General features: G+C 61.1%; 17 protein-coding genes and 2 pseudogenes. 6 read left to right on the forward strand and 13 right to left on the reverse strand.

Annotated elements, in window-relative coordinates; genetic code table 11:
• Positions 1-125 precede the first annotated feature (125 nt).
• From HDG34_RS21115 to HDG34_RS21155, 10 genes and pseudogenes are all read right to left on the reverse strand, one after another.
• On the reverse strand, positions 126-1427 hold the full coding sequence (locus HDG34_RS21115) for an ATP-binding protein (protein WP_260321278.1): 1302 nt from the start codon (positions 1425-1427) through the stop codon (positions 126-128).
• A gap of 475 nt (positions 1428-1902) precedes the next feature.
• Complete coding sequence (locus HDG34_RS21120; protein ID WP_184062028.1) at positions 1903-2250, reverse strand: hypothetical protein; 348 nt, start codon at positions 2248-2250, stop codon at positions 1903-1905.
• A gap of 404 nt (positions 2251-2654) precedes the next feature.
• Positions 2655-2802, reverse strand: a pseudogene (locus HDG34_RS39350) (IS6 family transposase); the annotation flags it as partial.
• A 116-nt stretch (positions 2803-2918) separates the two neighbouring features.
• Positions 2919-4271 carry an amidase gene (locus tag HDG34_RS21125; protein ID WP_184062029.1) on the reverse strand — a complete coding sequence of 451 codons (1353 nt, stop codon included), beginning with the start codon at positions 4269-4271 and terminating at the stop codon, positions 2919-2921.
• 20 nt (positions 4272-4291) lie between these two features.
• On the reverse strand, positions 4292-5272 hold the full coding sequence (locus HDG34_RS21130) for an ABC transporter substrate-binding protein (RefSeq protein ID WP_184062030.1): 981 nt from the start codon (positions 5270-5272) through the stop codon (positions 4292-4294).
• A 41-nt stretch (positions 5273-5313) separates the two neighbouring features.
• On the reverse strand, positions 5314-6168 hold the full coding sequence (locus HDG34_RS21135; protein WP_184062031.1) for an ABC transporter permease: 855 nt from the start codon (positions 6166-6168) through the stop codon (positions 5314-5316).
• Positions 6165-7050: pseudogene (locus HDG34_RS21140) on the reverse strand (ABC transporter ATP-binding protein). The gene HDG34_RS21135 and the pseudogene HDG34_RS21140 overlap by 4 nt, the downstream one beginning before the upstream one ends.
• The gene (oxlT, locus tag HDG34_RS21145) at positions 6995-8305 is read right to left on the reverse strand and encodes an oxalate/formate MFS antiporter (RefSeq protein ID WP_184062032.1); all 1311 of its coding nucleotides are present in this window, start codon (positions 8303-8305) and stop codon (positions 6995-6997) included. Before oxlT ends, HDG34_RS21140 begins: the two are co-directional and overlap by 56 nt.
• 112 nt (positions 8306-8417) lie before the next feature.
• Entirely contained in the window at positions 8418-10028 is a 1611-nt protein-coding gene (locus HDG34_RS21150; RefSeq protein ID WP_184062033.1) for a gamma-glutamyltransferase family protein, read from the reverse strand.
• 126 nt (positions 10029-10154) lie between these two features.
• Positions 10155-10901 carry a GntR family transcriptional regulator gene (locus HDG34_RS21155; RefSeq protein ID WP_184062034.1) on the reverse strand — a complete coding sequence of 249 codons (747 nt, stop codon included), beginning with the start codon at positions 10899-10901 and terminating at the stop codon, positions 10155-10157.
• Positions 10902-11280: 379 nt separating this feature from the next.
• Between HDG34_RS21155 and HDG34_RS21160 the strand changes: the two genes are divergently transcribed.
• Positions 11281-11640 carry an SDR family oxidoreductase gene (locus HDG34_RS21160; protein WP_184062035.1) on the forward strand — a complete coding sequence of 120 codons (360 nt, stop codon included), beginning with the start codon at positions 11281-11283 and terminating at the stop codon, positions 11638-11640.
• Positions 11641-11758: 118 nt separating this feature from the next.
• Here HDG34_RS21160 and HDG34_RS21165 read toward each other — a convergent pair whose 3' ends face one another.
• Positions 11759-12142 (reverse strand): hypothetical protein, encoded by a 384-nt coding sequence (locus HDG34_RS21165; RefSeq protein ID WP_184062036.1) that lies wholly within the window; start codon positions 12140-12142, stop codon positions 11759-11761.
• Between the two features lie 290 nt (positions 12143-12432).
• On the opposite strand from HDG34_RS21165, the gene otsA reads away from it, so the two are divergent.
• The 4 genes from otsA (at position 12433) to HDG34_RS21185 (ending at position 17197) form a co-directional block, all read left to right on the forward strand.
• Positions 12433-13866 (forward strand): alpha,alpha-trehalose-phosphate synthase (UDP-forming), encoded by a 1434-nt coding sequence (gene otsA / locus HDG34_RS21170; protein ID WP_184062037.1) that lies wholly within the window; start codon positions 12433-12435, stop codon positions 13864-13866.
• Between the two features lie 149 nt (positions 13867-14015).
• A complete protein-coding gene (locus HDG34_RS21175) occupies positions 14016-14237 on the forward strand; it encodes a hypothetical protein (RefSeq protein ID WP_184062038.1) in 222 nt (73 codons plus the stop codon).
• 334 nt (positions 14238-14571) lie between these two features.
• Positions 14572-15696 carry a mechanosensitive ion channel family protein gene (locus HDG34_RS21180; protein ID WP_184062039.1) on the forward strand — a complete coding sequence of 375 codons (1125 nt, stop codon included), beginning with the start codon at positions 14572-14574 and terminating at the stop codon, positions 15694-15696.
• Between the two features lie 256 nt (positions 15697-15952).
• The gene (locus HDG34_RS21185; RefSeq protein ID WP_184062040.1) at positions 15953-17197 is read left to right on the forward strand and encodes a sodium:proton antiporter; all 1245 of its coding nucleotides are present in this window, start codon (positions 15953-15955) and stop codon (positions 17195-17197) included.
• 94 nt (positions 17198-17291) lie between these two features.
• On the opposite strand, the gene HDG34_RS21190 is transcribed toward HDG34_RS21185, so the two are convergent.
• Positions 17292-18932 (reverse strand): penicillin-binding protein 2, encoded by a 1641-nt coding sequence (locus HDG34_RS21190; RefSeq protein WP_260321279.1) that lies wholly within the window; start codon positions 18930-18932, stop codon positions 17292-17294.
• A gap of 745 nt (positions 18933-19677) precedes the next feature.
• Between HDG34_RS21190 and HDG34_RS40190 the strand changes: the two genes are divergently transcribed.
• Positions 19678-20085, forward strand: coding sequence for a BspC domain-containing protein (locus HDG34_RS40190; RefSeq protein WP_409259479.1), 408 nt, complete (start codon positions 19678-19680; stop codon positions 20083-20085).
• A gap of 71 nt (positions 20086-20156) precedes the next feature.
• Here HDG34_RS40190 and HDG34_RS39355 read toward each other — a convergent pair whose 3' ends face one another.
• A complete protein-coding gene (locus HDG34_RS39355) occupies positions 20157-20279 on the reverse strand; it encodes a hypothetical protein (RefSeq protein WP_311734824.1) in 123 nt (40 codons plus the stop codon).
• Between the last annotated feature and the right edge of the window lie 12 nt (positions 20280-20291).

A 20291-nucleotide genomic window follows, 5' to 3' on the forward strand; every position in this document is an offset into this window, starting at 1 on the left:
TGGCCATCTCATCAAATGCTCACGCTGCCCTGCCAGACCCTTTGGGCGGGGCTCGAACGTCACATTAAGTCGTAGTCCCTGCCACACCACGTCGACGGCGCAGTCATCGCGCCGACAAGTGCCCGTTAAGGAATGGGAATTTGCACCACGGCCTTGAGTCCGGATGGCGCATTCTGGAAGAGATCGAGCGTGCCGCCATGCTGCTGTGCGACGTGCTCCGCTATCGCGAGGCCGAGGCCGCTCCCGCCCTTTCGATCCGCCTCTGAGCCGCGCCGGAATGGTTGCTTGATCAACGACAGAAGCTCTTGAGGCAGGCCCGGCCCCCGATCCTCAACCGCAATCGTGACACTTCGCGCGTCCACGGTAGTCCGGACTGCGAGCCCGACCTGACCGTACACGACCGCGTTCTGCATCAGGTTCATCAACAGGCGCTGCATGCCGACCGGTCGGAACGCAACAGGTGGCAATTCCGCGAGCGACAGTTCGAACGTGCGACCGAGACCTGCATAGTCGGCGGCGAGCTGTTCGATCAGCGCGTTCAGATCGCCGTGCGTCGCCGGTTCGCTATCCCACCCACGGGCGAAATCGATAAACTGCTGGACGATGGTGTCGATCTCCTCGACAAAGCGTTCCGCACTGGCGGCCGGGGCCTCGAATGACTCCGGCGCGAAGATGGCCATGCGCAGCTTGGTCAGCGGCGTGCGGATATCATGCGATATGCCCGCAAGCATTTCGGCGCGCGTCGCTTCGAGATCTTCGAGCGTCGACGCCATCCGGTTGAACGCCTCCGCTACTGTTGCCAGCTCGCGCGGGCCGCTCACGGGAACCGCTTCGGGCCAAACGCCACGCTCGATGGTGCCGGCAGCGCGCGCCAGCCGGCGCAGCGCCTGTTCGACCGGCCGGTGGATCAGATAGGCCCCAAGAGCAGGAAGGGTGGCCGCACTTAACAACAGGCCGATCAGCGCCCAAGGCAGCGTACTGCTCATGGCCGACGTTCCACGCAGCGCCACCCAGTACCGCACGTCCTGCACATGTAGACGCACCCAGATCCGGTGCCCGTCGCGCTCCCAGCGAAGCTGGTCGTCCGGGGCAAGTTCCGATGCCAGTCGACCGAAAAAGCGGTGCGCCATGTAGTCGGGAGGCAACCCGTCGCGAGCCTGTGGCGGCGGCAGTTCACCTTGGGGCGCTCCGTTCATTTCCAGCAGTTGCCGGCTTCGCTCGTCGTCCGGCAGGACTGACAACAGCCGGTCCAGGATCCGGATCTGCGATGCAACGAGCGCGGCCCCATCGTCAACTCTTGGCTTCTGGATAAAGTTCAGATAGACGGCAAAGACCAGGATCTGACTTGTCAGCATCAGTACAATCAACAGCAATACGTTGCGCGCGAAAAGGGAACCCCGCCATACCGACATACCGCTTCCTTTCATCTCGCTCTCTCGATGACCTGCTACGCAGGTATACATAAAACAGTCAGATGCCTTTTGCATTCGATTGACCGGTCCCGGGATCGCAGTGGGTCCTCTGCATCCTTGCCCGGGAAAGGCACTCATCCACTTGCGCGGTCATGCCGTACAGCGCGTCCAAAAGGATGGCGGACGAATTGCCATAGCGTCGCGCGAGCTCCGCGAGGTTCATTAGCGCCGCATACGGCACTGCGCACTGCGATGCGGAGCTGTTAAACGATGGTGAATTATCGCTGCGGGGGACAATCGTTTGGGTGCACGTCCATTCAGCCTCATGCACCCTCCAACCGTAAGTGCACCGAGGACGCCCAGCAGCACAAAGTCGCCAACCAGCCGATCGCGGCGAGCAGCGTTGGCGCCGAAGCGATGTTCAACATGGCTTTGCTGCTTTGATGGACCGGGGTGATGTATCGCACGAGACGGGTTCGGCGCAAACATTTCACGACCAGTGACCGGCCACCCAGACCCCACCTACCCAGTGACCTGGCAGCCAGACGCGACGCGGCACCCTAACTACATACATCACAGGACGACGTGGCATGACGGCGACCGCCATGGGAGGTGGGGGCACTGGCGAAACCGTCACAACCGGTGCGACTGCCGCTGGCACGGCTGCTGCGTAACCGTTTTGCACGACCACGGTCGGCGGCGCATAGACAGGTGCCGCCGGAACGACCGCGACGGGAGCCGGCACGGCGATACCGACGACCACGCCGGCGAACGCGGAAGCAGTCATGGATGTGAGCAAAGCCCCACCCACCAGCATGGCAAACGTTCGAGTTTTCATGAGCATCCTCCTTTACATAGAGGGCGCACGAAGCGGATCGCGCGCCGAGAAGAGAATGTACAGAGATCGCGACCTCAAATCTGTTGGAAAGGTGTGTCAAAAGATGTCACTTTGGCACTGGCGGATGCATGACGATGCTTGATTGCTCATGTAGCACTACGACACCTATCCGCCCCTGTTGGGACGAGGATGTGGAGTTCTTTTCGAACTTCACAGCTACTGCTGCTGATGAGGCATGATGGCGAACTGGAGCTGGCGGTCAACACGCAGATCAGCCTGAACTCGCTGACAACCTCGTGCCTTGCGCCTGCCGGACAGCCAGTTGCTCGCGCACGACGAAAGCTCGGTCGACGTCGACGCGATCAGAACGCGTTGCTTCGATCCGGATGCCTGATCAATATCTCTGGGGCTCGGAAACCACGCATTCGGCGCTCGCGCTCGCGCGTCGGCTGATGACTGCTTTGCGCGGTTGTTGACACGAGCGCTCGCCTTGACGAACACATGCCTGAGGTTCGCCAGTTCGGGGATATTGGCCTTCGCCGCCGGATAGCTGCTGTGAACACGGCTAGCGGAATTTACGAACATCAACACCGGCCGATGGGAAAGGCCAGCTCACCGGCCCCTCGGCGTTATGCGGTTTTCGATTGCCCCCGGCCTTGCCTCTGCGCTCAGCCGTGCTGCTGAGCCACCGTAGCTTGCCAGCCAGTGCGCGATTCCACCCACTCCGCCAACATCAGCAAATCCAGGTCGCCGTGAGCGGCGCCCACCAGTTGTGCGCCAAGCGGCAAGCCCGCCGGCCCGAATCCCACCGGAACGGTCACGGCCGGTACACCGAGGAACGTCCACGGTGCGCAGAACGATGCGTCGCCCGTATAGTCGAGTCCGCGCGGCGGCTCGCCCGTGGCCGGCGCGACCAGCAGCGCATCGAGCGCCATCGTGCGCGTCAGCCAGTCGTGAAAGCGATGCGCCATCGGCATCTGCGCCGCCTTGATCCGGGCATAGGCGGTGACGGGCAGCTTGCGTCCCTCGTCGACGAGACCGCGCATTGCCTGGCTCACGAGCTCGGGCGTGCGATCGACCAGTTCGCCGTGCGTGATGGCCGCTTCCACGGACATCAGTTTCAACGCATGCGCGGGCGTTTCGAAGATCTCGACAGGCAGATCGACTGAGACTATCTCGGCACCGTCTCGCGCGAGCTGGGCCGCGAGCCTGTCCAGCGCGGCCTGCTGCGCCGGCTCGACTTCGCCGCCGACCTGTTTCGACAGCACGCCGATGCGCCGCGTCCCAGTGCCGCGCGTCGTCGCGGCAGTGTGCGGAACGTGCGAGACGTGCGGATCGGCTGCATCGGCCCCAGTGACGAGCGCCAGTGTGTAAGCTACATCGGCGACGCGCGTCGCGAACATGCCGACGTGATCGAGCGACCACGCCAGCGGCAACACGCCCGTGCGCGCGATCGCGCCATAAGTCGGCTTGAACCCGACGATGCCGCAGTACGCCGCGGGCCGGATCACCGAGCCCTGGGTCTGCGTGCCGAGTGCGAGCGGCACGATGCCCGCCGCCACCGCCGCCGCGGAGCCACTCGACGAACCACCCGGTGTGAACCCGCCATTCCACGGGTTGACGGTCGCGCCCGGCTGACGCCAGGCGAATTCGGTGGTCACGGTCTTACCGATAATCGACGCGCCCGCCGCACGCAGACGCGCCACCACCCACGCATCGTGCTCAGGGCGTCGGCCCTTGTAGGCGGGTGAGTTGAATTCGGTCGGCATGTCGGCGGTATCCAGAACGTCCTTCACCGCGACAGGCACGCCGGCCAACGGCGCCGTCGCATCGACGGCATTGACCGGCGCGATCTCCGGCAAATAGCAGAACGCATGCAATGACGCCTGCGATTCGCACGCGGCATCGTAGGCGCGCACGACGTACTGCGCGACGTCTGCATTGCCCGAGGCGACCTCGGCGCGAATCCGGGCGATAGTGGGAATCGGGGCGACGGTGGAAGAAGCAGGGAACATAGTCATGGAAGCGTCGGCAAACGGTGTCATTTCGCGGCAAGCGCCGGCTGAATGTAACTCTGAACGACGAACCTATCGTAGCTGGGTTGCTGCTTCAGGTTGCCGAGCGCGATCTGCGTGTCCATCGCGACGGTCAGCGCTTTCGGCGTGATGCCGACGTTCTTCGGATACACGCCTTCGTCCAGCATGCGCTTGACGGCTGCATCGACCACCACGGGATCGAGCGTCGGGAATTCCTTGCGAGCGATCGCCGCGGTTTCCGCAGGATGGCCCTGCATGAAAACCAGCGCGTTTTGCAGCCCCTTCACGAACCTCGCGGCCGCATCAGGATCGACGCTGCGTTTGGCGGAGATCGACGAGAACGCGTATTCGCCATAGAGCTTCGGAAAGCCGAGCACGACTTTCATGCCCTTCGCGACGGCCTGATCGAGACCCGGCTCATACATCACCGCGATCTTCGACTGACCGGCGACCAGCGGTCCGATCTCCGAGCCGAGCGGCACCTGAACCAGCTTGATGTCACTCTGGGACATGCCGTTCTCCTTCAACAGCTTGAAGAACAGCGACGTGCTCGTAGTCGGCATCTGTCCCGACACGACAACCTGATCCTTCACATCCTTGATGCCGCTGAACTTCACGTCCGGCGCAACCGCGATCCACACCGCCGCACCGTTCACGACGTTGGCGATCACGTCGACATCCGCGCCCTTCTCGGCGGCCACGGCCGTCCACTCCGGCCCGTGCAGCGAGAAATCGGCGCTGCCCGACAGCACGGCGGAGAGCGCCGCGCTCGGGCTACCCGCCGTCTGCTTGCTAACGTCGAGTCCCTGCTTCTCGAAGAAGCCACCGTCGATCGCTACATAGAGCGGCAAATACAGCATCGACTGGAACGCTTGCGAAATAGTCACTTTCTTGCCTGCGGCAAGCGCCGGCGTCGAAACAGCTGCAACGCTCACTGTTAAAGCGATGCTCAGCGCGCTCAGCGCCTTTCTTGCGGTGAGTGCCATCGTCTGTCCTGAGATGAAGTGGTTGGACTGCCGGAAATGGGTTAAACCTTGAGCGTGGTGGTATTCGACGCCTGCCGCCACGGCAGCAGCTTGCGCTCGAGCAGGTCGATCAAAAAGTACAGAACGAAGCCGATCGCCACCAGTACGAACAGGCCCGCCCACACGGTGTTGAGGTCATACAGGCTCGACGCTGTAAAGATCATGTGCCCGAGGCCCTTCTCTGACGAGATGAATTCGCCCACCACCGCGCCAACCAGACCGAAGCCGACGTTGATGCGAAAGGTGGAGATCACATAGGGTAGAGTGAACGGCACCACCACCTTCATGAAGACATCGTTTTTGTTCGCGCCGAGCGTGACAAGCAGCGCCTGCAAATCGGGATCGGCGTCTTTGGCCGCTTCATACGCGGCGATCAGCGCGACGATCGCGGTCAGCGAAATGGCCAGCGCGACCTTCGAGATCAACCCGGTGCCGAACCACAAGATCACGATCGGTGCGAAAGCGATCTTCGGCACACTGTTGATCGCGACGATGAATGGCTCGATCAGCCGCGCGACGAACGGCGAATACCACAGCGCGAGCCCGCACACCGATCCGACCGCCGTGCCGAACACGAAACCGAGAATGGCTTCGAAAAGCGTATAGCCGGTGTCGATAAAAAGCTGATGCGATTGCATGTCGCGCACAAGCGCCGCGAGGATTTTCGACGGCGAACCGACGAGGAAATTCGATACCCAGCCCAAGCGCGCCGCCCCTTCCCAGATGGCGAAGAACGCAATCACGGCCGCCAGTTGCAGCAGCGAGCGGCCCCAGCCGCTGTCAAGTGCGTACCGCACGCGAGCCTTCGGTGCACGCCGTGCCGGTGCCGATTTATGGATGGAAATGGACTGCGTCATGCTGCCATTACCTCCGTCTGAATATCGAGCTCGCCGCACAATGCATGAAAGTAACCCGCGAAGTTGGGGTCGCTGCGCGCACCGATCGGCGAGCGCGCGGCGATGTCGATGTCATAGATCTTCTTCACCTGCGAAGGCCGGCCGCCGAGCACGACCACGCGCCTGGACAACGCGACCGCTTCGTCGATATCGTGTGTGACGAGCACCACTGTCTTATGGAACGTTTCGACAGCTTCCATCAACACGCCTTCCAGGTACAGGCGCGTCTGGTAGTCGAGCGCCGAGAACGGCTCGTCCAGCAAGATGATGTCGGGATCGTTGATCAGCGTGCGGATGAGCGCGACGCGCTGACGCATGCCGCCCGACAGCATGCGGGGATAGGCATGTTCGAAGCCCGCGAGGCCATACGTGTTGAGGTATTCCATCGCCATGTCGTGCGCCTGAGCGGCCGGCATATTCGACAGTTCCGGTCCGATCAGCACGTTTTGCAGCACGGTACGCCACGGCAGCAGCAGGTCGCGCTGCATCATGTAGCCGACCTTGCCGCGTAAAGCCGTCGACGCTTTGCCCGCGATAGACGATATCGCCGCTATCCGCCTCGAGCAGGCCGGCGATCACGTTGAACACGGTCGTTTTCCCGCAGCCCGAAGGCCCGATGATGCTGACGAAATCGCGTTCGTGAATATCGAAGGTCAGACCGCCGAGGACGTCGACCGAGCCGAGTTTGTTCGAAAACGATTTGCGGATATTGCGTAAGGCAAGCTGAACGGGGATGTTTGTTCCTCGACGACGGTTCGGTGTGCATTGCGGCAGACGGCGGGCGGAGTCAAACGCCCCGCTGTGCGGCGAGAAAGCGGCGGCGCATCGGCTTAAGCACGGCAATGGCCAGCAGTGCGGTGGCGATATCGAGCGTGATCGCGGTGGAGAACACCGGCTCCCAACTGCCCGCGTGCTGATGCAGCAATGCCGCGAGCGGGCCGCCGAAGATCGAGCCGATCCCTTGCGAGATGTAGAGCCAGCCGTAGTTCTCGGTGGCGTGACGGGTGCCGAAGGTGTCCGTCAGCGTCGCCGGGAACAATGAGAAGATTTCGCCCCAGCCGAAGAACACCACGCCCGACAGCAGTACGAATAGCACGGCGTTATCGCGCGTGAGCAGCCACAGCGCCATTGCTACGCCTTCGAGCGCGAACGCGAAGAACATCGTGTTCTCGCGCCCCACCTTGTCCGACACCCAGCCGAACAGCGGCCGCGTGAGTCCGTTCGTGAAGCGGTCGATTGTCAACGCCAGCGGTAGCGCAGCCATGCCGAACACAAGCACCTTGGTCACGCCGAAGTCGGCGGCGAAGGTGGCCATCTGCGAGGTGACCATCAGACCCGACGTGGACATCATGGTCATCATCGCGAACATCAGCCAGAAGAGCGGCGTCTTCAGTGTCTGCGACGGGCGAAAACTCGCGACCGTCGGCGCGGAAATGGAACCCGCGGAACCCGCGGAACCGGCGGCATCGTCGTGCGAAGGCGGCACGCGCAAACCCTGCGAAGCCAGCAGACCGACCACGGCGAACGCAATGCCGAACATCCACAGCGTGGCTTCGATGCCGCGTGTCTGCAGCGACGTGGCGATCGGGAACGTCGTGACGATCGCGCCCATGCCATAGCCGGCAGCCACCGCGCCCGCCGCGAAGCCGCGCCTGGTCGGGAACCAGCGCACCATCAGCCCCACCACGCCGACATACACAATGCCCGTGCCCAGCCCGCCGATCACACCGTAGGTCAGATAGAGCATCGGCGCGCTATGCACCTGCGAGGCCAGAATCCAGCTCAGGCCCGCCATCGCGGTGCCGATCGAGATCGGCATGCGCGGTCCGAAGCGGTCGATCAGCTTGCCCTGAAACGCCGAGAAAAACGTCTGCAATATGATCAGCAGCGAGAACGTGACTTGCAGTTCAGGTAGCGCTACGCCGAGTTTCGCGGCGAGCGGTTTGGTCATCAGCGTCCATACATATTGCGGACTCGAGATCGCCATCATGCAGACGAGACCCAGCCCCAGCTGAAGCCAACGGTTGTCTGTCACGGTGGTCGAAGTGCTGCTGAGGTCCGCCGACGCTATGGATTGCGAGCGTGTGGGTGTGGTCATCGAAACTCCATTTACTGAGCAAATGCCTGCCGGCGCCCGGCAGACGTGCAGCGTCCTCCGGGCCTCAAAGGCCGGACCTGCAATCTGATTGAAAAAAAGCGCGCGTGTGCGTCTACCAGCCCGCGGCTGCCCCGTCACTGCGCGGATCGTAGCCCGCTTCAATCAATCCATCTGGATACCGAACGATTGCGCCGGCGTGTCCCATTGCCTCGTCGTAGGCCTGCATCGTCTCGACCTGGTGGCCGAGCGCTTCGAGCCGGGCCACTGTGCCGGGCGCGAAGCGCGCTTCGAGCTTGAGCGTGTCGGTCGACTGGCCCCAGGTCCGGCCCAGCAGCCAACGCGGCGCATCGATCGCGGCTTGCGGATTCCAGCCGAATTTCGCGATGCGTGAGAAAACCGCGCTCTGCGATTGCGGCTGGCCGTCGCCGCCCATGTTGCCGTAGACCATCGTACGGCCGTCGGCAAAACGTGCGAGCGCCGGGTTCAGCGTATGAAAAGGCCGGCGCAGCGGCATCAGCGGATTGCGTGCGCGCTCGTCGAGAGAAAAACTGCAGCCGCGGTTCTGCCAGTTGATGCCCGACCCCGCCAGCACGATGCCGCTGCCGAACTCGTGATAGATGCTCTGGATGAAGCTCACCGCGACGCCGTTGCTGTCTGTCACGCCAAGCCACACCGTATCGCCCGGCCCGCGACCGGTGCCCCACGGCGCGGCCTCCGTAATCGAGACTTGCGCGGCCATCGCGTCAAGCGCGGCCGGCTGCAGCAACTCACGCGGATCGACGCGCATGTAATCCGGGTCGGTAATCTCGGCGTCGCGCACGGCGAACGCCAGCTTGGTCGCTTCGACGCACGCATGCACGAACTCGGGACCAAGCGGGTCCATGTCCTTCGTCAGCACCCGATCGAGGATGCCCAGAATCAGCAGCGACACCAGCCCCTGGGTCGGCGGGGGCATGTTATAGATCGTGCCCAGCGAGTGCTTGAGCGCGAGCGGCGTTCGCAGGCGCGCCTCGTGCCGTTCGAGATCCGCAAGGCTCAGCAGGGAGCCCGCCGACTGCAGATCGCTGGCAATGCTGCGTGCGAGGTCGCCCCGATAGAAGTCGTCGAAGCCCGCGTCGGCCAGACGTTCGAGCGTAGCGGCAAGACGCGGTGCGACGAAGCGCTCGCCGGTAACGGGCACGGAACCGCCGGGTAGAAAGGTTTCGGTGAAACCCGCGAGCGGGCGCAATTCGGCAAGGCGGCTCTCCACACACTGCGCGTGGCTGCACGTGACCGGCACGCCGTGCTTCGCGTAATGGATCGCGTCTTCCAGCAGGCGTTTGACCGGCAGCCTGCCCCCGAGCGTTTCGGCCGACCAGCGCTGCGCGCGCTGCCAGCCCGACACCGTGCCGGCCACGGTATTGGCTGCGAGCGGGCCGCGCACGGGAATCGCCGACAGTCCGCGCGCGCGGTATTCGTCGATTGTTGCGGCCAGCGCCGCCGCGCCACATGCTTCGATGCCGACCGGCTCGGCGCCGGGACGGGAGATCAGCCAGAAGCCGTCCCCGCCTATGCTGTTCATGTGCGGATAGACGACCGCGATGGTCGCGGCGGCGGAAATCATCGCTTCGACGGCGTTGCCGCCTTCACGCAGGATCGCGAGAGCGCTCTGCGCAGCGAGCGCGTGAGGCGCAACCGCCATGCCGCGGGTTCCGCGGCCCGGATTCAGGAATTTGGATGCCATGGGAGCAACAGGGGTTTGCTTGTATACATACCCATGTCTATGCGAAAACCGTGCCATCAGCCAGAATTCCCGCAGAGGCTGACTGCAGAAGGAGCTTAAAAGCTCGAGCCGCTCCGACGTATGTTGCTAGATGGTGCCGCGCAACCTTGGTGGTGCATAGGGAGCGCTGTAAGGCTCCAATGCGGTGCGGGCGCGTTGCAGGCGCTCGGTCGTCAGCGTGCGCACCTCCGCCCGGCTCCCTTCTATGTGCCGTCCCAGCAACTCGACGGCACTGTCCGCCGCAAGATTGCGGATGGCCGCGAGAATTGCAATGTGTTCGTCGTAAGTGTCATCGATGCAGTCACCATAGACGAGATCGAGCCGCCGCACCACGCGGATGCGGTCGGTCACGCGCTGCATGGCCGCGCTCAACTCGGCGTTGCCGGCGGCGACGACCAACGCCTCGTGAAAGGCTTCGTCGAGTGCCACCATCTCGCGGCCATCGCGAACGCGCTGTGCGTGAGGAACGTTCCAGATGCGCTCGAGCCGCTCGAGCATCTGCAAGGCGGTCGCGGATAAGGCGCCGTCGACCCCAAAGAACCGGCTGACCGAAAACGACTCGATCAGCTTGCGCATTTCGTATAGATCTTCGAAGCGCTTGAAATCGATCGGCACGACTTCCCAGCCGCCGCGCACATAGCCGCGCATCAACCCGTCGCTTTGGAGGCGCTGCAGCGCCTCGCGCGCCGGTGTGCGGGAAACGCCGAAGCGATCCGCGATACTGCCTTCGGTCATACGATCGCCGGGCAGCAGGCGCATGTCGAAGATATCGTCGCGCACGCTGAAATAAACATGGTCAGCGCGCGATGAGAGAGATTGGGTTGTGTCTTTCACGCATGAGCCTGGAATTAACGGGTCTTTTCGGCAGTGACTATCGGCTAGCCTCAAAACATCCGTCAACAGAAATTTAATCTGCCGGCGGCTCGGGCGGACGCCGCCATTGTAGGCGTCAGTACAAACTTAAATCGGACAGGTGCCGTATGTCGAGAAGCTGGGTAATACGGATGCTGAAAAGCTGAGGGCGCATGGAGTACGCCGCAGTCCGGGGCGCGCCAGGCGCGCTTCTGGCCAGCGAGAAATGCTCCTGCAAGCTGATGATGCTCATCGCTTAGCGTGGCGGAAAGCTGCGCTGCTAGCGTCGTGTCGAGCACGTGCGATGCACTCTGACGCAGAACCGCATTCATGATCTTCCTGGTCTCCCGAAGGGCGTTGTGTGCCTGGGCGAGCAGCTTGTCAGCTAGTTTCAGGGCCGCGTCCATCAACTGTCCGGAGGCAACTACGCGATTCCGCTAGTCCATACCCGACCGCCTGTTGCCCGCTAATCAAGGGGGTTTGTGCGAACGGCATCGCACCCGGCACCTTCAAGACAGAGATGGCGCGTTCACAATGGGAAGATCCCGCGATGGTCGCCTGGTACGAACAGCTCAACCCGTCAAAGCCCTTCGGCGACGTCGATGAGATCGCCGCAGCGGCTGTCATGCTGGCTTCGTCGGCGGGCGCAAAACTGAACGCGAAGGGAGTAACTCCCCATGGAGACCGAAATATCCAGCGATCACTCGCGCGGGCTACGTGACTTGGCGAACGACGCTCTGCCGAGATGAATCGCCGCAATGTATGGGACTGGCGGATGTCCTTCCCAAGGATTCCATTACCGAGAGGTTGACGCATGATCGTGACGCCATCCTTCCCGATTAGCGAAACAGCAAGGCGCGAAAGTAGTCGAGACTGATGACCAGGACGACGATTCCACCGAACGATCCGTCTGACTCGGATATCCGCTTGCTCAGGGCTATGCTGGGCGTGCCGAAACGCAATGGGGAAGAATAGGGATCACTGATATAAAAGCCCGCGTGCGGATCGTCTCGTTGAACGATGAAATATTTTTGACTCGCCACACTTACCTGTTCAGGCGTCGCATCATCCGAGTCGAGCAAAACGCGACCCGAGCGATCGACGACCAGGACGGTTCCAAGCGATCCCGCGGTTGCCATGCGATCGAAAAGAACTTGCCGCCGTACCGCCAGCGGCAAAGTCATGATGCGAGGTTGCCGCAGCCGCTCGATGAGTGTTTGCAACGACAATTGATACAGTGCAAAATTTCTCTCGATGTCCCGCTCTGCAATCAGGGCGATATTGCGAAGGTTGATTCGAGTAATTCGCCGTTTGCCAAGCGCGAAGTGAACTTTGCGGCTTTGAATAGCGCTGACACTACTGTGTTACGATTGCTTACACACTGTAGTAAAGAACGGACGCTTGGTAAAGGCGGTTTTGTCCTCGCGACAAGCGGTAGCGCTGGGCAAATCGGACCTGCTGATAACACGCTCACGCCCTTGCCTTGCGCTGCGGTATCCAACCGGGGGATTGAGTGAGCCGTCTTGTTGTTGTTTCGAATCGCACTGCTGACCTCCGGAAGGCCGCAGCGGGAGGTCTCGCTGTAGCGGTAAAAGAGAGTCTGCAACAGACAGGTGGGATGTGGTTTGGCTGGAGCGGCAAGATTCGCGACGCGGCACCCGAATCTGACAGCGAGACCAGCGTCAGACTGCAAACAATCGGGAACATACAACTGGCGACGCTTGACCTGAACCAGCAGGATTACGATAGCTACTATCTGGGATACGCGAACGATGTTTTATGGCCAGTATTCCACTACCGGCTGGACCTCGCGAATTTTGATGTACGATTCGCAGCAGGGTACCGGCGGGTCAACCAGCTGTTCGCGCGGAAGCTGCTACCGTTGCTCAGGCCCGACGACATCATCTGGGTCCATGACTATCACCTGATCCCCCTTGCTGCCGAACTCAGAGCGATGGGGTGCGGCAACCGGATCGGATTCTTTCTGCATGTCCCGATGCCACCGCCTCTCATCATGGCGGCCATTCCAGAGCACGAATGGCTCATGCGTTCACTATTCGCCTACGATCTGGCCGGCTTCCAGAGCGAAGCGGATGTGACGCATTTTACGCACTACGTAGAGTCCGAAGCCGGCGCTGACGCGCTACCCGGCGCACAGCTTCGGGCCTTCAATCGCACGTTGCGGGTCGGGGCGTATCCGATAGGAATCGACGTCGATGAGTTCGCCGCTCTCGCGCAGGACCGGGAGGGTGTCGAAATGTTCGATCGTATGCGACAGGAGTACTCCCGACGCCGCCTGCTTCTCGGCGTCGACAGGCTGGATTACTCAAAGGGTCTACCGCAGCGCGTGCACGCGTTTCGTGAGCTTCTCGCGAACTACCCCGAGAACCGCAACAGCGCAACACTCATCCAGATCGCGTCCCCGAGCCGGGAAGACGTGGGTGCCTATGACGATCTGCGCCGCGAGATGGACAGCCTCTGCGGCGCGATAAACGGTGACTTCGGCGAACTTGACTGGATGCCGGTTCGTTATATTCATCGCAACGTCGCCCGTAGGCGGCTACCGGGACTATATCGCGCAAGCCGCGTCGCGCTTGTCACGCCACTGCGCGATGGGATGAACCTGGTCGCCAAGGAGTTTATCGCCGCGCAGGACCCAGCCGATCCCGGCGTGCTGGTTCTCTCCCGATTTGCCGGCGCAGCGGAACAATTGAAAGAAGCTCTTCTGGTGAATCCGTACGATACGCACGGGACAGCGCAGGTCATTCAGCGTGCGCTGACGATGTCAATCGAAGAACGGATCAGTCGTCACGCAGCATTAATGGGGCGGATCCGCCAGTTCGATGTGCACTGGTGGAGTTCGAGTTTTCTGAGGGATCTCTCGGCTGCTGAGCGCAGTGACGACCGTGAACCGGTGCTGGGACATTCAGCCGATCGCGCGAGCTAACCGACGGCGATTGGCGCATCGTGCCGCCCTACGCCGACGACGCAATCGGCTCGAGTACCCACGCGACATCGCGTTGCAGCCCCGCTGAAGAGCACATGCAGACTGATTGCGTGACAACTGATGTAACAAACGAATGTTGAGGTGCCGCGATGCAGTACAACTACGGAACATTTCACATCGATTGCCGGGCGCACCGCGCTAACGATGGTCGCTACGTTGCGAGAGCCAGAATCAGTCGCGGACCGGGCGACGCGGAAGACCGCGTCGAAACGCATGATTCAGGTGATATCGATTCGTTCGCCGACGAGGCCGATGCCATATCTTGCGCGAAAGCGTGGGCTATCAAATGGTGCGACGAAAACTGGGACTGAGCCGCGCACGGCGGTTCCGCATACTTGACGATGGAGACCGGCATGGCTGAGCGGCGAGAGCAGCTTGACGAGTACAACGGCTTCGTCGTGCTGGCCAAACCAGCCTGAATGCATCGAGTTTCTCAGGAAATGCACGACACTGGATTTCTGAAGAGGTGAGCCGGACGAGCGCCCGGGCCGCGCCAGATCGAGTCAACGGGGAATGCGCGTCCACGCCACCGACTCGAGCTAATTGGGGAACTATCTTCCTGGAGGCCTGACAGACTGGTACGAGCGCTTACACCGCTCACGTCTTTGAGTTCCGTCACGCGGAATCAATTGGAGAGGAAAATCGATGAAAAAGTGGCTCGACCTGAACGCGTTTCTGGGTATCCCTGCCAGCGAGTGGGTCTATGCGGCGATCGCGACCATCGCCAGCTACCTGGCGTTGATCTATCTGCTGAAGTTCGCCATCACGCGACTTTCGATGCTGTCCCGACGAACGTCAACCCGTCTCGACGATATGCTGGTTCAGGTCATTGAAGGCACGCACCGGCTTACGCTACTCGCGGCAGCAGCGCTGGTCGGCACGAAGTTTCTGACATTGCCGGACAGGTGGGACGCCCGTCTTGGCCATCTCTGGTTTCTCATCATCGGTTTTCAGCTGGCCCTGTGGATAAACCGTGGCGTGACGCTATGGACCGAGAGGCGGCTGGAAGCGACAGAGAGGCTCGCCCACAATCCGGTCATCACGACCATGCTGTCGTGGACGTTGCGCGCGCTGCTGTGGTCCGTTCTTATGCTGGCGGTGCTCGCCAACATGGGCGTGAACATCACCGCATTTGTCGCGAGCCTGGGTGTGGGTGGTGTTGCCGTCGCACTCGCGGTACAAAGCATTTTGAGTGATCTTTTCGCATCGCTGGCCATCGGACTCGACAAGCCATTCGAGATTGGCGACTTCATCGTCTTCGGTGAGATTGCCGGGAGCATCGAGCACATCGGACTCAAGACCACGCGCATCCGGAGTCTGAGTGGAGAACAGATCGTTTGCAGCAATACCGAACTGCTGAAAAACACGATTCACAACTACAAGCGAATGGCCGAGCGGCGCATTCTGTTCAATTTCAGGGTGACATACGATGCGAGTCCCGAGCAATTGCGCGCCGTTCCTGCCATGGTACAGAAGGCAGTCGAATCCGCCGGAAAGACCCGCTTTGATCGTGCGCATTTCAAGGGGTTCGGCGACAGCTCGCTCGATTTCGAAGTCGTGTATTACGTCACCAATCCCGCCTACAACCTGTACATGGACATACAGCAGGAAATCAATCTCGAGTTGATGACCCAATTTGGTAGACGGGGTATTGAATTCGCTTTCCCGACGCGCACGCTCCACGTCGTGAACAAGCAACAGGCGGAGGACGGTGCAAAGAGGTCATCGTTCGCACCGCACGCGGAATTGGCTACTCGAGAGGCACAATAAACGCTTCCGAATACCGCCCGGGCCGTTCCTGAGCGTGTTCGGGTTAATGCCTGGGAGAGGATTTCAGGCGCCTGGCTGCCCCACGCGTCTGCCGGATGACCTGTTTGGCAACCGCGCATACTCCCGTTTTCCAAAGCACGGCTGGGGTCCGGATGCAGAAAATTCAACATAGATTTCCCGTGCGAATCCGACCACATGATCCAGCGCCGCTGGTCCGCTCAATCCAACCCAGAACCTTCATTTCCCACCACGCCGCATGCTCGACATCATTGCCATCTGTCTGGTCGTCACCGCGCTACTGGCGTATGTGAATCACCGCTTTCTGAGGCTTCCGACGACGATCGGCGTCATGGTAACGGCGCTCGGACTCTCCCTTGCGATCGTTGGACTGGACAAGCTTGGCGTCGCGCACGGTCTGCGCCTTGCAGAAGAGCATCTCGTCAACTCGATCAATTTCAGTGAGGTGCTTCTGCAAGGCATGCTGTCGCTTTTGCTGTTCGCCGGCGCGATGCATGTGGATTTACGCAAGCTGAAGGCTTTCCGGACCCAGATCATCAGTCTGGCTGTGCTCAGTACGGCGACCTCCACGCTGCTGATCGGATTCGCGATGTGGAAACTGCTCCCCCTTTGCGGAGTCGAACTCGCGCTGCCCTTCTGCCTGCTGTTCGGCGCCCTGATTTCGCCAACGGACCCCGTCGCGGTGATGGGCATCCTGAAGTCCGCAGGCGCGCCCGAAGGCCTGAAGGTGGTCATTACTGGAGAGTCGCTCTTCAACGACGGCGTCGGGGTCGTGCTTTTCTCTCTGCTGCTCACGATGGCCAGCACGGGCGTCACTCCATCCGTCCAGACGGGGTTGGCTGCATTTATCCTGGAAGCCGGCGGCGGCCTGCTATTCGGCGGGGTCGTAGGCTATCTGACATATCGGCTGCTCAAAAGCGTCGACCATTACCAGGTCGAAGTCCTGATGACGCTCGCATCGGTGATCGGCGGCTACGCGCTCGCTAATCATCTGCATGTCTCCGGGCCACTCGCCATGGTGGTTGCGGGCGTGATGATCGGCAACCGCGGCCGCGCCGACGCGATGTCCGAGACGACCCGGCGATACGTGGACATGTTCTGGGAGTTGATCGATGAGATTCTGAATGCCGTTCTTTTTGTATTGATCGGCATGGAGGTTCTGCTCGTCGAGTTCCCCGGCAGGATACTACTCGCTGGCGCCGGTGCGGCACTGGTCGCACTGCTCGCGCGACTGGTTTCTGTGGGACTGCCTGTCATGCTGCTTGGGCGGGCGTCCCGGCTACCGAAAGGAGCGTGGAGCGTGCTTACATGGGGCGGGCTGCGTGGTGGCATTTCCGTTGCACTGGCACTATCGATTCAGCCTGGACCGGGGCGCGACATCGTCCTCGCGTTGACGTACTGTGTGGTCGTTTCGTCGATCCTGGGTCAGGGGCTCACGGTTGGCTGGATTATCCGTCGGGCAGCAGGCGTCAAGGAAGAATGAAAACGGTCCGTATGCGGTGGCCAGTTACGGCAAAAGGATTGCCAGGCGTCGACCGCTAACGACAGCGCGTGAGACGCGATCTCGAGCATATCGTCTATGTGACCGGCCCTGGATTGTCCTGCACAAATTGTGCGCCAGGATCATCAGGCGTCACGCCCAGAAGATTCATGGTCTTCGCCGCGATATCCGAGAAGGCAGGTCCTGCGACTGCGCCGCCGAAATGCGAGCCCACGTGGGGCCGGTCGATCGACACCGCGATGATCACCCTCGGATGTTGTGCCGGGACAATCCCAACGAACGACGCCCGATACTGACTGCGGTCGTAGCCGCGCGCGGTCCAACGATATGCGGTTCCGGTCTTGCCTGCGGCCGTATAGCCCGGTACGGCTGCCTGTGGTGCTGTACCGTCCTCGGACACCACGGACTCAAGCATGGTGAGCACTTCCGCCGCGACGCGTGGCGAATAAACGCGTCGACCATGCGCCGGCATACCATGTCGCGGATGAATCGTAGCGGGTACAAACAGACCTTCATTGCCGAACACCGTGTACATTTGCGCCAGTTGCAGCAACGACGCGGACAGACCGTAGCCGTACGACATCGTTGCCTGCTCGATCCGCCGCCAGTTCTGGTAAGGACGCAGCGTGCCGGTTGCCGCGCCCGGCAAGCCCGCGCGGGGCGCCCGACCCAGCCCGACAGCACGGAAGTTGTTCCACATGTCGTGTGGCTTCATCAGCAGCGCGATTTTTGTCGTGCCCACGTTGCTTGACTTCTGCACGACGCCGCTAACCGTCAAAGTGCCGAAGTTCTTGTCGTCGTGAATCACGGCCCCGTCGAGTCGCAGCCTTCCACCGTTGGTCGGTACCACGGAGCGAGGCGATATCTCATTGCGTTGCAACGCCAGTGCGATCGTCAGGGGCTTCATGACCGAGCCCGGCTCGAACACATCGGTGACAGCGTAGTTGCGCATCGCCTCGCCCGTTCTTCTGCGGCGGGTGTTCGGATCGAAACTCGGCCAGTTTGCCATTGCGAGAATCTCGCCAGTGTGTGCGTCCAGAACGATCGCCGAGCCTGAATGTGCATCGGTGCGCTCAACGGCATCACGCAAGGCTTTGAAGGTTGCGTACTGGACGGGCTCATCGATGGTGAGCGTCACGTCCTTGCCGGCGATGGGACGTTGCAGCGCAAGCGTATCGATGACCTGCCCTTGAGCGTTTCGCAGCACGCGGCGCCTGCCATTGCCACCGGTCAGTAGGCGATTATCGACTTTTTCAATGCCCTCCAGACCATTACCGTCGACGCCAGCGAAACCGGTGACATGCGCCACAATGCTGCCTTCCGGATAGTAGCGACGGTAATCTGGTTGGGCATAAACGCCCGGCACATCGAGAAGCATCGCCCGCTGCGCAACATCCAGGGGCACCTGCCGCTTGAGGTAGACAAATGATTTGTGGGACGCCGCCATTGCGCCGATCCAGTCCGCGTCAATGTCGAGCAACTTACCCAGTGCAGATGCCTGGTCGGACGAGACCGTGTCCGCACCGTCCGCATCCAGCCATAACGTGCGCGTCGGAAGGCTGACCGCCAGCGCTCTCCCGTCGCGGTCGAGAATGCGTCCACGCGTCGCATGAATGCTGAACTCGCGCAACTGTCGAAGTTCCCCCTGCTTCTGATAAAACCTATCGTTGATCCCCTGCACCCACGCCGCTCGCGCAGCGAGGACGAGAAACCCCAATGAGAAAGCCGCTCCCAGCGCGTGCGAACGCCAACGCGGCAGCGCATGTGGTCTAGTCGAAATTGGCGAAAAATTGATGGACCTGGAGCGGAAACGCATTGAGTGATTTCAGAGGAGATGACCTTCGCCACCTGGACGGGAACGGCCGCCAACATGGGCAGTACGAGGAAGCATCGGAGCCTGGGATCTCCGAAATACTAGCACGAGCCCCTCTGCGCTCGATCTCTACCGCACACAGCCTTTCACAAACGACATATAGATGTGATCTGTCGACCGTTCCTGAAAGAACTGCACGCGAGTGCGCCCCATTGCGCGAGCTACCGTCACGCCAACGGGTACGCCACGAAAGAAAGTCTTACCTTGCAATCGCACACCCTCCCCGGAGCGCGAACGGTGCAATTTGCGCGTGCTACGCTTCCAGCGTTCGGTGATGCATTCGACCACGGATGACACGTCCAGCTCAGTCGCGCCCGAGTAAATGGGTGCACCTTCAAACACATCATGCGTTCGTGAACACGATATGAGCATGGCGCATCCAAATGCCGCGGCAAGCATCCAGTTCCTTCTCGTTCGGCGGTGATGCGAGTATCGCTCCGCTCCGGCAATCCCGACTCGCAGCACTGCTGCGCAATTGTCGTGGGCATCCCCGCTTCGGGCAAAGCGTGCAGAAAGCCGGTTTAAGGCTGCGTGTATACTCACGGTTTGTTGCCCTATGGATAAGTGCCCCCTGCGGGCTTGCTACCGAATGAAGGTTATCACTAGTCTTTTTTTTCTCGTCGTATGTTGCTGGACCTATCACCTGGCTCATGCGCAACCGAAACCCTCACCACTAGCCGACTACGCCTTTCTCAGACGCATCCATGTTCGCGAAGCGGTCGTAAATTGCATCGCGGCGTTCGACCAATGGGTTCGAACTGGGCAGCGCTACGATTCAATTATCGTTTCGGCGGGCAATGCGTTACACGCAAGAGTATTGCCCGGGAGAGGCGCGCAAGAATCAGGGCAATCGGCAACACTCGATGCAACGGTAGATATGCCTGCAGTCGCCAAGCTTCGACAAAAGTATGTGTGGATTCCCGTCACGGCTTCCTGTGGTGTCTGGAAGAAGCACGTCGTTTCCTTTTCACTTAGGCCTAGAGAGCGACGCCCATAAAGCGCACGCTGGCTGCCGTTGCACCCGAAGCTTTTAACGACTTTACTGGTAGTCATGCTTGTCCGAGCGCGTCAGCGCGATTGGCAAGGCGTCTGCAGCAAAACGAATGCTACGCACGCCGTAGCGGTCGGAAGAATGGGGCTGGCCAGCAGCCAGAGGGCACTGACGGATTCGTCAGAAAATCCCCCTCGCACAAGGATGATCTC

It is taken from the genome of Paraburkholderia sp. HC6.4b, assembly GCF_014200875.1.
Taxonomy (GTDB): domain Bacteria; phylum Pseudomonadota; class Gammaproteobacteria; order Burkholderiales; family Burkholderiaceae; genus Paraburkholderia; species Paraburkholderia tuberum.